The 11,546-nt window shown below is 69.2% G+C and carries 12 protein-coding genes and 1 pseudogene; 5 read left to right on the plus strand and 8 right to left on the minus strand.

What is annotated here, in order from left to right:
- Window positions 1-212 precede the first annotated feature (212 nt).
- From DMC18_RS17255 to DMC18_RS17290, 8 genes are all read right to left on the minus strand, one after another.
- A complete protein-coding gene (locus DMC18_RS17255; RefSeq protein ID WP_110119779.1) occupies window positions 213-1,763 on the minus strand; it encodes a GDL motif peptide-associated radical SAM/SPASM maturase in 1,551 nt (516 codons plus the stop codon).
- A gap of 86 nt (window positions 1,764-1,849) precedes the next feature.
- Window positions 1,850-2,029, minus strand: a complete 180-nt coding sequence (locus tag DMC18_RS17260) for a DUF1843 domain-containing protein (protein WP_110119780.1) — start codon at window positions 2,027-2,029, stop codon at window positions 1,850-1,852.
- Window positions 2,030-2,035: 6 nt separating this feature from the next.
- Window positions 2,036-2,209 carry a DUF1843 domain-containing protein gene (locus DMC18_RS17265; RefSeq protein ID WP_110119781.1) on the minus strand — a complete coding sequence of 58 codons (174 nt, stop codon included), beginning with the start codon at window positions 2,207-2,209 and terminating at the stop codon, window positions 2,036-2,038.
- 233 nt (window positions 2,210-2,442) lie between these two features.
- Window positions 2,443-3,303 carry a 3-mercaptopyruvate sulfurtransferase gene (gene sseA, locus DMC18_RS17270; protein ID WP_110119782.1) on the minus strand — a complete coding sequence of 287 codons (861 nt, stop codon included), beginning with the start codon at window positions 3,301-3,303 and terminating at the stop codon, window positions 2,443-2,445.
- 74 nt (window positions 3,304-3,377) lie between these two features.
- Window positions 3,378-4,376, minus strand: a complete 999-nt coding sequence (locus DMC18_RS17275; protein ID WP_110119783.1) for a cysteine synthase A — start codon at window positions 4,374-4,376, stop codon at window positions 3,378-3,380.
- Between the two features lie 113 nt (window positions 4,377-4,489).
- Window positions 4,490-4,774, minus strand: coding sequence for a hypothetical protein (locus tag DMC18_RS17280; RefSeq protein ID WP_110119784.1), 285 nt, complete (start codon window positions 4,772-4,774; stop codon window positions 4,490-4,492).
- Between the two features lie 26 nt (window positions 4,775-4,800).
- Window positions 4,801-6,027, minus strand: a complete 1,227-nt coding sequence (locus tag DMC18_RS17285) for a cyclopropane-fatty-acyl-phospholipid synthase family protein (RefSeq protein WP_110119785.1) — start codon at window positions 6,025-6,027, stop codon at window positions 4,801-4,803.
- Window positions 6,028-6,116: 89 nt separating this feature from the next.
- Window positions 6,117-7,577 carry a deoxyribodipyrimidine photo-lyase gene (locus tag DMC18_RS17290; protein WP_370444019.1) on the minus strand — a complete coding sequence of 487 codons (1,461 nt, stop codon included), beginning with the start codon at window positions 7,575-7,577 and terminating at the stop codon, window positions 6,117-6,119.
- Between the two features lie 79 nt (window positions 7,578-7,656).
- Here DMC18_RS17290 and kdsA point away from each other — a divergent pair, with 79 nt between their 5' ends.
- The 5 genes and pseudogenes from kdsA to DMC18_RS17310 form a co-directional block, all read left to right on the plus strand.
- Window positions 7,657-8,523, plus strand: coding sequence for a 3-deoxy-8-phosphooctulonate synthase (kdsA, locus tag DMC18_RS17295; protein ID WP_110119787.1), 867 nt, complete (start codon window positions 7,657-7,659; stop codon window positions 8,521-8,523).
- Window positions 8,524-8,784: 261 nt separating this feature from the next.
- The gene (gene rfaD / locus DMC18_RS17300; protein WP_110119788.1) at window positions 8,785-9,786 is read left to right on the plus strand and encodes an ADP-glyceromanno-heptose 6-epimerase; all 1,002 of its coding nucleotides are present in this window, start codon (window positions 8,785-8,787) and stop codon (window positions 9,784-9,786) included.
- 14 nt (window positions 9,787-9,800) lie between these two features.
- A complete protein-coding gene (locus DMC18_RS17305) occupies window positions 9,801-10,871 on the plus strand; it encodes an FAD-dependent oxidoreductase (RefSeq protein WP_199232588.1) in 1,071 nt (356 codons plus the stop codon).
- Window positions 10,850-11,038, plus strand: a complete 189-nt coding sequence (locus DMC18_RS26620) for a hypothetical protein (protein WP_110119790.1) — start codon at window positions 10,850-10,852, stop codon at window positions 11,036-11,038. The genes DMC18_RS17305 and DMC18_RS26620 overlap by 22 nt, the downstream gene beginning before the upstream one ends.
- 87 nt (window positions 11,039-11,125) lie before the next feature.
- Window positions 11,126-11,546: pseudogene (locus DMC18_RS17310) on the plus strand (hydroxymethylglutaryl-CoA synthase family protein); the annotation flags it as partial.

An 11,546-nucleotide genomic window follows, 5' to 3' on the forward strand; every position in this document is an offset into this window, starting at 1 on the left:
AGACCCAGGGCGCTCGACGATAAAACACCTGGGTCCCCGCTTTCGCGGGGATTTTACGGGCGGAGGGATGCGCCGAACCCAGTCTCGCCCCCTCCGTCACGGCGCTGATAGCGCCGCGCCACCTCCCCCGTTTCACGGGGGAGGAGCGAAGTCGGCGTCTGGTTTCTGAGAGACCTCTCACCCGACCGCCCTCTCCCGCTAGGGGAGAGGGATCAGGCGCCTTCCCGGATCCCCGACAGCAGTCGCTGGGCCTGCTCGATCAGCGCCCGGCGGCGTTCGGCCGCTTCGGCGTGCTGGCGTTCGACCAGCGCGATGTCGGCGGCGCAGTGGGGGCAGTCGGTTTCGTGGGGCCAGACGTACTGGTCGCAGGAGCGGCAGACCGTCAGCCGCGGGGGCAGGGCGCCGCCGGCTTCCGAGCGCTCGCGATGATGCACGTGGACGGCGGCAGGGTCGCGGACGGGCAGGGGGACGGTCTGGGCGCCGGGGATGGGTTCGCGCACCAGGGCGAACTCGCCGACGGCGAAGCTGTCGGGCGGGGCGTCCTTGATCTTGGTCACCCGCTCGCGCCAGCCGTGCCTGGCCAGGTCGAGCACACGGTGATGGCAGTAGGGATTGTCGCCGCGCTTGCCCAGCAGGGATTCCGAGGTCCAGGTGCAGCCGGCCCGGCAGACGTCGGCGTAGTAGCAGGTGCGGCAGTAGCCGTAGAGCTCTTCGACGTCGCGTACGCGGCCGAAGGCCATCTTCTCGCTGTAGCGCCAGATGTCCTCGATGCTCATCTCGCGCACGTTGCCGGCGGCGTAGAGCGTGGTGGCCAGGGACGGGCAGCCCTTGATCGTGCCGTCGGCCTCGATGCCGATGCCGCCCTGGCCGGCGGCGCAGCCGGTCCAGTGGTCGGTGTCGTCGCCCAGGCCGCGCCAGACCCGCTCGTAGGGGCCGAAATAGCCGACATTGTTGCCGACCACCATCAGGAGGCCGCGCTCCAATCCTTCGCGATAGAGACGGGCCAGCAGGGGCATGACCTCGAGCAGTTGGTAGGGCTGGAGCAGCAGGCCGGGATTGTCGACGGCGTTGCCCATGGCCACGGTCAGCTGGATCTGCCAGTGGGTGGCGCCCGCGGCGATGATCCGCTCCATCAGTTCGGGCAGGTGCTGGGCGGTCTCGGCGCCGATCTGGGTGTTGACCGAGACGGCCAGGCCCCGGGCCTTGGCCCGATGCAGGGCGCTGATCGCCTGGTCGTAGGAGCCGGGCACGCCGCGCACCCGGTCGTGCAGCTCGGGCAGGCCGTCGATCGAGACGCCGACGCCTTGCAGGCCGGCCTCGGCTGCCTCGTCCAGCCGCTTGTCGGTGAGGTTGCGGGCGCCGGTCTGGATGGCGGTGCGGATGCCGTTCTGGCGGCTGCGGCGGATCAGCTCGATCCAGTCTCGGCGCAAATAGGCCTCGCCGCCGATCAGGGTGATCTCGCGCGTGCCCAGGGCCGCCAGGTGATCGATCAGGTCGAGCGCTTCCTGCGTGTTCAGCTCGTCCGGCCGGGGCCGGCCGGCCCGCGAGCCGCAGTGCTGGCACTTGAGATTGCAGGCCAGGGTGACTTCCCAGACCACGTGCACGGGCACCAGATCGACATGGTCGCGATCCGTCCGGTAACGCACCGACTTGCCTTCCGGCGGTGCGTACGGGTCTCGCAGGGGTGCTCCTTCTGCGGATGCCCCGCGTACGGACGCCTCGTGCAGGGACGCCTCGTGCAGGGACGGAAGAGTGTCGGTCATGCGCGTTCCTTCCCCGAAACGCCTGGAGACGCGGGGATGCGGGCGCTTCCGCCAGCCCATCGAAGAGCGGCGGAAGCGCCGCCCCGTCAGTAGCTCTTCTTGCCTTCGAGCTTGGCGATCTCGAGCTTGAGCAGCGCCAGCAGGGTGGGAATGTCGCCGTATTCGTCCAGGTGGGCCTGGGCCGCGGTTTCGGCTTCCTTCAGGCGCGACAGTTCGCCCGAGGCGATGGCGTCGGTCACGGCGACGCCGTAGGGCTTGATGCTCATGGCGCGTCAGGCCTCCAGCTTGGCGATTTCGATCTTCAGAGCCGCCAGCAGGGTCGGCACGTCGCCATACTGCTGGATGTGAGCCTCGGCCTCGGCGGCCAGCTTCTTGAGCTGCTCGATCTCGCCGGAGGCGATGGCGTCGGTGATGGTGACGGCGTAGAGCGGTCGGAAGGACGACATGACGTTTTCTCCCCACGGGCGCGCCGGTCGGTCCGCCGGTCGCGCGGTTGCGTGCTCGGCGCGGTTGGCGCGCCGATGGTCCTTAAGCTGACGGGCACTTGTGGGGAGCGGCACGCGACTTGGCCGCGGTCCGACGTGGCGCAAGGCCGACCCCCAACGCTTCGAGGGTCAGCCAGCCGCTACGGAATGTCAATTTAAGATTGTATATATGAAATGTGTAATCTTGAGTGTTTTTACACAGCCGGGCCGGTTTCCACCGGTGCGTCGTCGCGGCCGCCCCATTCGGTCCACGAGCCGTCGTAGACCGCCGCGCGCGGCTTGCCGAGGCGGTGCAGGGCCAGCGACACCACCGAGGCGGTGATGCCCGAGCCGCAGGTGGTGGCGATCGGCTTTTCGATGTCGACGCCGGCGTCGGCGAAGACGGCCTTCAGCTGTTCGGCGGGCAGCATGGTGGCGTCGGCCGCCAGGATCGCCGCCAGCGGAATGTTGCGCGAGCCGGGGATGTGGCCGCTCTTGAGGCCGGCGCGGGGCTCGGGAACCTCGCCGTTGAAGCGGGGCGCGGCGCGGGCGTCGATCACCTGCTCGCGGCCGGTCTCCAGATTGCGCTTGATCTGGTCGAAGCTACGGACGAGATCGGCCTGCAGGCGCGGGGTGAAGTGGCGCTCCTGCGGGGCGGCGGGACCATCCTCCAGCGGACGGCCCTCGGCGACCCACTTGGGCAGGCCGCCGTCCAGCACCACGACGTCCTCGTGGCCCATGACGCGGAAGTTCCACCACGCCCGGGCGGCCGGCAGGATGCCGGTGCTGTCGTAGACGACGATCCGCGCGCCGTCGCCGAGGCCGAGCTTCCGCACCCGCGAGGCGAACTTCACGCCGCTGGCCAGCATGTGCGGCAGGGGCGAGGTCTCGTCGGAGATCTCGTCGATGTCGAAGAACACCGCGCCGGGGATGTGGCCGGCCTCGAACTCCTCTTTCGGGTCGCGCGGCGTGCCGGGCATGAACCACGAGGCGTCGACGATGCGCACGTCCGGAGCGTCGAGGTGGTCGGCCAGCCAGGCGGTCGAGACGAGCGGATCGATGAGCGTGGCGGACATGGCGGGCCTCTTGCGGGCTTGGGAACGCGAGGGCGGCAACTTCACGTGCGTCGCTCGCCCACGCAAGCGCGCCCTTACAGCCAGGGCGGCGTCGGCAGGCCCTTTTCGGCCAGGAAGGCGGGGTTGAAGAGCTTGCTCTGGTAGCGCGAGCCGTGGTCGCAGAGGATGGTCACGATGGTGTGGCCGGGGCCCAGGTCGCGGGCCAGGCGCACGGCGCCGGCGACGTTGATGCCCGTGGAGCCGCCCAGGCACAGGCCCTCGTGCTGCACCAGGTCGAAGATCTGCTCCATCATCTCCTCGTCGGAGACGCGGTAGGGATGGTCGATGGCCAGGCCTTCGAGGTTGGCGGTGATGCGGCCCTGGCCGATGCCCTCGCTGATCGAATTGCCCTCGGCCTTCAGCTCGCCCTCGGCGTACCAGCTGTAGAGCGAGGCGCCGCCCGGGTCGGCCAGGCCGATCTTCACGCCCGGCTTGCGCTCGCGCAGGGCCTGGGCCACGCCCGCCAGGGTGCCGCCCGAGCCGACGGCGCAGATGAAGCCGTCGACCTTGCCGCCGGTCTGTTCCCAGATCTCCGGGCCGGTCGTCTGGTAGTGGGCCTGCCGGTTGGCGACGTTGTCGAACTGGTTGGCCCAGATCGCGCCGTTGGGCTCGGTCCTGGCCAGCTCCTCGGCCAGGCGGCCGGAATAACGGACGTAGTTGTCGGGGTTGGAATAGGGGACGGCGTCCACCTCGACCAGCTCGGCGCCGAGCAGGCGGATGGCGTCCTTCTTCTCCTGGCTCTGGGTGCGCGGGATGACGATCGTCGTCTTGTAGCCGAGCGCGGAGGCGACCATGGCCAGGCCGATGCCGGTGTTGCCGGCCGTGCCCTCGACCACCCGGCCGCCCGGGCGCAGCAATCCTCGCGCTTCGGCGTCGCGGATGATGCTGAGCGCGGCGCGATCCTTCACCGACTGGCCGGGGTTCATGAACTCGGCCTTGCCCAGGATCTCACAGCCGGTGGCCTCGCTGGCGCGGTTCAGGCGGATCAGCGGCGTATTGCCGATGGCTTCGAGAACGTTGGGCGTGACGGGCATGGTCGAAATCTTACGTCTTCGCGCGGAGAAGCGCCGTTGGGGCCAGGGTAGATCGCGATGCGGCCGCCCGGATCAATCCAGATTTCCTGAAAGCGCCGGTTTGGCGCTCAGCATCAGTGCGTCGTCGGCTGGGTCTGGATGACGTTGAGCAGGGCCAGGCCCCCGGCCGTGGCCGTCGCCGCGCACCAGGCCCCGCACAGTCCCTCTATGCCCACGAGGCTGTTCTCGACCGCGTCGGCCATGATGCCCTCGGCGACCACCGACGAGGGCTCGCCCAGCAGCTGGTTGTCGTGCAGCTCGCGGCACCAGGCGCCGACCGCCTCGGTCGGCGTCTCGGCGTCGAACTGCGAGAGGTAGGTGCCGCCGTGATAGTCCAGGACCAGGGTGAAGAGCGACACGGCACGTCTCCTAGCTGCGGCTCATCCTAATTTCGGCTCAGGCCCAATTGAATGACATTGGTCCGCTCCGTGCGGAAGCCCGCTTCGCAATAGGCCAGGTAGAACTTCCAGAGCCGGCGGAAGCGTTCGTCGAAGCCGAGCGGGCGGATGTCGTCCCAGGCCGCCTCGAACCGCTTGCTCCATTGCGACAGGGTGTCGGCGTAGTCCTGGCCGAAGCGGCGGACGTTTTCCCAGGCCAGGCCCGCCCTGTCGGTTTCCTGCTTCAGGCGCTGCTCGCTGGGCAGCATGCCGCCGGGAAAGACGTAGCGCTGGATGAAGTCGGTCTGCCGCCGATAGTGGGCGAAGAGCTCGTCGCGGATGGTGATGATCTGCAGGCCCGCCAGGCCGCCGGGCGCCAGCAGGTCGTGGATCCTGCTAAAATAGGTCGGCCAGTATTCCTCGCCGACCGCCTCGAACATCTCGACCGAGACGACCCCGTCGAAGCGGCCCTGGACGTCGCGATAGTCGATGAGCTGGATGTCGACCTTGTCGGCCAGGCCCTGGGCGAAGAGGCGCTTGCGGGCGAAGTCGTGCTGGGCCGGCGAGATGGTGATGCCGGTGACCTTGGCCCCGACCGCCTTGGCCGCGTACTCGGCGAAGCCGCCCCAGCCACAGCCGATCTCCAGCACGTGCTTGTCGGGCGTCAGGGCGATGGATTGGGCGAGAGCCTCGTACTTGCGGGTCTGGGCGGCCTCCAGCGAGGCGTGGCGGTCCTGGTCCCAGAGGGCCGACGAATAGGTCATCGTCGGGTCCAGCCACTGGGCGTAGAAGGCGTTGCCCAGGTCGTAGTGGGCGTGGATGTTGCGCTTGGAACCCTCGCGGTCGTTGCGCCGCGAACGGTGGAACAGCAGGTTCATCAGCCGCGTCAGCGGATTGCCCTGCACCAGGGCCGCCAGCTTGTCGAAGTTCAGGGCGAAGGCGGTCAGCACGGCCGGAAGGTCGGGCGTGTCCCACTCGCCGGCCATGTAGCCCTCGGCGAAGCCGATGTCGCCCGAGGCGAAAGCCCGCCGGATGAAGCGATAGTCGCGCACCCGCACCACGGCTTCGGGACCGGGCGTGCGGCCGTCGATGCGGATGGGCTGGCCCGTGGGCAGGACGAAGGTCAGCGACCCGATCGCCCAGTTCTCGCAGGCGACCCGTATGGCCGCGCGGAAAGCCGCCGGGGCGGCGCGGAGATGGTCGTTACGCCAGCGGGCGTGCAGGGTGTCGGTCATCGGCGCTCCCGTCCCGTACCTGGGACAAAATCAGACCCCCAAAAAACCGAGTCTTCAGATGGGAACGTGCGCGGCTGTCCGCCAGGGGATCACTCCCCGGAAGCGTCACCGCGCAATTGGCGATAGGCCTCGAGAGCCCGCGCCCGCGCCTGTCCGTGATCGACGATGGGTCGGGCGTAGCTACGCTTGGCCTCGACCGAAAGATGCGCGGGCGCTGTCCAAGGTTGATGGATGACGCTGTCGGGCAGGTTGGCCAGCTCGGGGACCCACTTGCGGACATAGGCGCCCTTGGGGTCGAACTTCTCGCCCTGGCCGATCGGGTTGAAGATCCGGAAGTAGGGCGAGGCGTCGGCGCCGCTGCCGGCGACCCACTGCCAGTTGCCGACATTGTTGGCGAGATCGGCGTCCACCAGGGTGTCCCAGAACCACGACTCGCCGTCGCGCCAGTCGACCAGCAGGTGCTTGATCAGGAACGAGGCGGTGATCATCCGCACCCGGTTGTGCATGAAGCCGGTGGCCCACAGCTCGCGCATGCCCGCATCGACCAGCGGATAGCCGGTGCGGCCCTCGATCCAGACCTCAAGGCCCTTGGGGTTCTCGGTCCAGGGGAAGGCGTCGAACTCGGGCCGGAAGTTGCGCTCCGGCAGCTGCGGCCAGTTGAACAGGATCGCGTGGTTGAACTCGCGCCAGCCCACCTCCGACAGGAACTTCTCGATCTCGCCGTGGGGCGCGTCGCCGGCTTCGGCGGCGGTGCGGGCGGCGGCCCAGACCTGGCGCGGGCCGATCTCGCCGAAATGCAGGTGCGGCGACAGGCGCGAGGTCGCCTCCAGGCCCGGCACGTCGCGGCCCTCGCCATAGCCGTCGACGGCGCCCGACAGGAAGTCGTCCAGCCGCTGCAGCGCGCCGGCCTCGCCGGGCGTCCAGATGGAGAAGCCCTTCGACCAGTCGGGCTTGCGCGGATGCAGGCGCCAGCCGTCGAGGGCGTCGCTATGGGGCCAGTGCTCGGGCGCCTCCAGCCGCTTGGGGGCGCGTTCGACCTCGACATGGGTCAGGTGCGCCCGGGCGGCCCGCCAATAGGGGGTGAACACCTTGTAGGGCTGCTTGGAGCCGTTCACGACGGTCCAGGGCTCGTTCAGCAGGCCGGCGAGGCAGCTTTCCACCACGACGCCGTCGGCCTTCAGCGCCGTCTTGATCTCTGCATCACGGGCGATGGCGGCCGGTTCGTACAGGCGATTCCAGATCACGCCGGCGGCTTCAGCGTGGGCGACCACGTCCTTCAGCACCTGGTGCGCCGGGCCTCGCCGCAGCACCAGTTTCGAGCCGATCGCCTTGAAGCTTTCGGAGAGCGCCCGCAGCGACTTGTCGAGCCACCACAGCGAAGCCGCGCCCATCGGCCGCACGCCCGGCGTCTCGTCGAGGATGTAGAGCGGGATCACCGGCCGGCCCGTGTCGGCGGCGGCCTTCAGGGCCGGATTGTCGGCCAGGCGCAGGTCGTTGCGCAGCCACACGATGACGGGTCCGGGGACGCCTGGATCGATCCGCACTTGCACCTTTCCGCCGTTGAGGCCACCTGTGGGCCAAATTCGGCGTCTACGCCTATCGGCCTCACCTTTATTCGGAAGTCCCGCCTTGAGTCAGCCCGTCGCCCCCAACGCCGTCGTCGAAGTGAAGACGGAGAACGGCAAGGCCGTCCGCATCGGCAACGCCGAGCGCCTGACCTTCATCGCCGGCCCGTGCCAGATGGAAAGCCGCCAGCACGCGCTGGAGACGGCCCACGCCCTCAAGGAGATCGGCGAGCGCCTGGGCGTCGGCCTGATCTACAAGACCAGCTACGACAAGGCCAACCGCACCTCGGCCACCGCCGCCCGCGGCATCGGCCTCTATGACAGCCTGCCGATCTTTCAGGAGATCCGCGAGGTCACCGGCCTGCCGACTCTGACCGACGTGCACGAGATCAGCCACTGCGCCCCGGTGGCCGAGGCCGTCGACGTCATCCAGATCCCGGCCTTCCTCTGCCGCCAGACCGACCTGCTGCTGGCCGCCGCCGCTACCGGTCGGGCGATCAACATCAAGAAGGGCCAGTTCCTGGCCCCCTGGGACATGAAGAACGTCATCGCCAAGGTCACCGGCGCGGGCAACCCCAACGTCCTGGCCTGCGAGCGCGGCGCTTCGTTCGGCTACAACACGCTCGTCTCGGACATGCGCAGCCTGCCGATCATGAAGGAGATCGGCTGCCCGGTGGTGTTCGACGCCACCCACAGCGTGCAGCAGCCGGGCGGGCAGGGCACGTCCTCGGGCGGCCAGCGCGAGTTCGTGCCGGTGCTGGCCCGCGCCGCCGTCTCGATCGGCGTGGCCATGGTGTTCATGGAAACCCACCCCGACCCCGACCACGCTCCGTCGGACGGCCCCAACATGGTGCCGCTGAGCCAGTTCGAAGGCCTCGTGGCCGAACTGCTGGAGTTCGACGCCCTGGCCAAGCGCAAGCTGGCGGCTTGAGGCAGGGCTGTCGGGCGGCGCGCCGCCGCGCCGGTCGACAGCTTATCGATCCAAAGACGTTCGCCTCCCTCGCCCTCGTGGCGAGGGCCCATGCCGGCGGCTGCTCAGACCTCGGTCATTCTGACAAGGTCTGAGCGGCGGAACCATGGATCCTGGGCACAAGGCCCAGGAAGGCGGGATTGGGTTGGCCTGGGGAGATGACGGGTCTTCACGAGAAGCCCTCGCTCTTGCCCGCTCCGTCCCCTGTGCCATAACCCGCCCATGTCCAGACGCATCGTTCTCGTCACCGGCGGCGCCGGGTTCATCGGCTCCAACATCGTCGCGAAGCTCTGCGAGGACCCGTCGCTCGACGTCGTGGTCTGCGACTGGCTGGGCCAGGCCGCCGAGGGCAAGTGGCGCAACATCGCCAAGCACCCGATCGCCGACTTCGTCGCGCCCGAGCAGCTGTTCGACTGGCTGGCCGTGCGCGGCGACGAGGTCGAGCTCGTCATCCACATGGGCGCGATCTCCTCGACCACCGAGCCGGACGCCGACCTGATCGTGCAATCCAATTTCGTGCTGTCGCGCGACCTCTGGCGGTGGTGCGCCAGGAACGGGACCCGCCTGATCTACGCTTCGTCGGCCGCCACCTATGGCGACGGCGACCAGGGCTTTGACGGCAAGGACGACATCGATAGCCTGATGGCGCTGCGGCCGCTGAACGCCTACGGCTGGTCGAAGGCGCTGTTCGACGTCTTCGCCGTGCGCGAGGCCGCCCGCGGCCACGCACCGCCGCAGTGGGTGGGCCTGAAGTTCTTCAATGTCTACGGCCCCAACGAGGACCATAAGGGCGGCATGAAGTCGGTGGTCTGCCAGATCTGGCCGAAGATCGCCGCTGGGGAAGGCGTGCGTCTCTTCAAGTCGCACCACCCCGACTACGAGGACGGCGGCCAGCTGCGCGACTTCGTCTATGTGCGCGACGTCGCCGACGTCATCGCCTGGCTGGCCAAGAGCCCGCACGTCAACGGCGTCTTCAATCTCGGCTCGGGCAAGGCCCGCTCGTTCAAGGACCTGGCCGAAGCCACCTTCAGCGCTGTCGCCCGCGAACCCGAGATCACCTATTTCGACATGCCCGAAGTGCTGCGCGGCAAGTACCAGTACTTCACCCAGGCCGACATGAGCCGCCTGCGCGCGGCCGGCTACAATGCGCCGATGACCTCGCTGGAGGACGGCGTCGCCGACTACGTCGCCGGCTTCCTGAACACGGACGATCCCTACCGCTGACGAGAGGCCCCGCCATGCCCGCCGATGCCGCCGTTCTCGAAGTCGATTGCTGCGTGGTCGGGGGCGGTCCGGCGGGGATGATGGTCGGGTTGCTGCTGGCCCGGGCCGGGGTGAAGGTCGCGGTGCTCGAGAAGCACGGCGACTTCCTGCGTGATTTCCGGGGCGACACCGTCCATCCCTCGACCTTGCAGGCCATGGCCGATCTCGGTTGGCTGGATGACTTTCTGAAACTGCCGCATACCGAGGTGCGCAGCCTGTCGGCGCAGATCGGCGACGAGACGATCCATCTGGCTGACTTTCATGGCCTGAAGACCGCCGCTCGGTTCGTCGCCCTGATGCCGCAGTGGGACTTCCTCGATTTCCTGGCCGGTCAGGGGCGGCGTTATCCGACCTTCGACCTACGCATGAAGGCGGAGGCGCTTGGAGCGATCGAGCTTGGTGGTCGCATCGTCGGCGTGCAGGCGCGCACGCCCGACGGGCCGCTTGAGGTTCGGGCCCAGCTGGTGATCGCCGCCGACGGCCGCCGCTCGCTGCTGCGCGACGCGGCCGCCCTGCCGGTCGAGGACCTGGGCGCGCCGATGGACGTGCTGTGGATGCGGCTGTCGCGCAAGCCGAGCGACGATCCGGAGGCGCCGCTGGGCCGCGCGAGCGCCGGCCGCCTGTTCGTCACCATCCCGCGCGAGGGCTACTACCAGTGCGGCTACGTCGCCGCGAAGGGCGGGTTCGACGCGATCAAGGCGACTGGGATCGAGGCCTTCCGTCGGCAGGTGGCGCAGGCCGCGCCGGCTCTGGCCGACCGCGTGGACGAGCTGGCCAGTTTCGACGATGTGCACCTGCTGACCGTCACCGTCGATCGCCTGACGCGGTGGTCCAAGCCTGGTTTGCTGTGCATCGGCGACGCCGCCACGCCATGTCGCCGGTGGGCGGGGTGGGGATCAATCTGGCGGTCCAGGACGCGATCGCCGCCGCCAACCTCCTGCATGACGCCTTCGCGTTCGACGACGCTGCGCTGGACGAGCGCGCCCAGGCCGTCCAGCGTCGCCGCCTGCCGCCGACCCGGGCCATGCAGTCGCTGCAGCTGCTGATCCAGAACCGCCTGGTCAGCGCCGCGCTCAGCGGCAGGCCCTTGAAGCCGCCGGCGGTGATGCGGCTCTTCGAGCGCTTTCCACGCCTGCGCCGGATCCCGGCCCGCGTGCTCGGTCTCGGCTTTCGCCTGGAGCGGGTGAGGTCGCCGGACGCCTTTCCTGGTTGACCAAGGGGCACGCTTGCGGAGCCTTGCCGCGCGCGTAACCTGAACCCTGATAAGTCGCCGGGACAGGCGTGCGTCAGGGAGTGGAACATGGTCGGCATCGCCGCCTGGGGCGCCTATGCGCCGCGCCTTCGCCTCAGCCGCAAGGCGGTGGTCGCCGCCAACGCCTGGATCGCGCCCGGCCTGGCCGGCAAGGCCAAGGGCGAACGTTCGATGGCCAACTGGGACGAGGACGCCCTGACCATGGCCGTCGAGGCCGCCCGCGATGCGCTTGGCCCGGAAGACGAGGGGCGGTCGGCGATCGACGCGGCGATCTTCGCCTCCACGACCGCGCCCTTCGCCGACCGCCAGAACGCCGGGATCCTGGCCGCCGCCCTGACCCTGGAGTCCTCGATCGCCTCGGCCGATGTCACCGGCTCGCAGCGCTGCGGCCTCACCGCCCTGGGCCAGGCCCTGGACGCGGCCGCCGCCGGCAAGCGGGTGCTGGTCGCCGCCGGCGAGCACCGCCGGG

The sequence above is a fragment of the Caulobacter sp. D5 genome, from assembly GCF_003185805.1.
Taxonomy (GTDB): domain Bacteria; phylum Pseudomonadota; class Alphaproteobacteria; order Caulobacterales; family Caulobacteraceae; genus Caulobacter.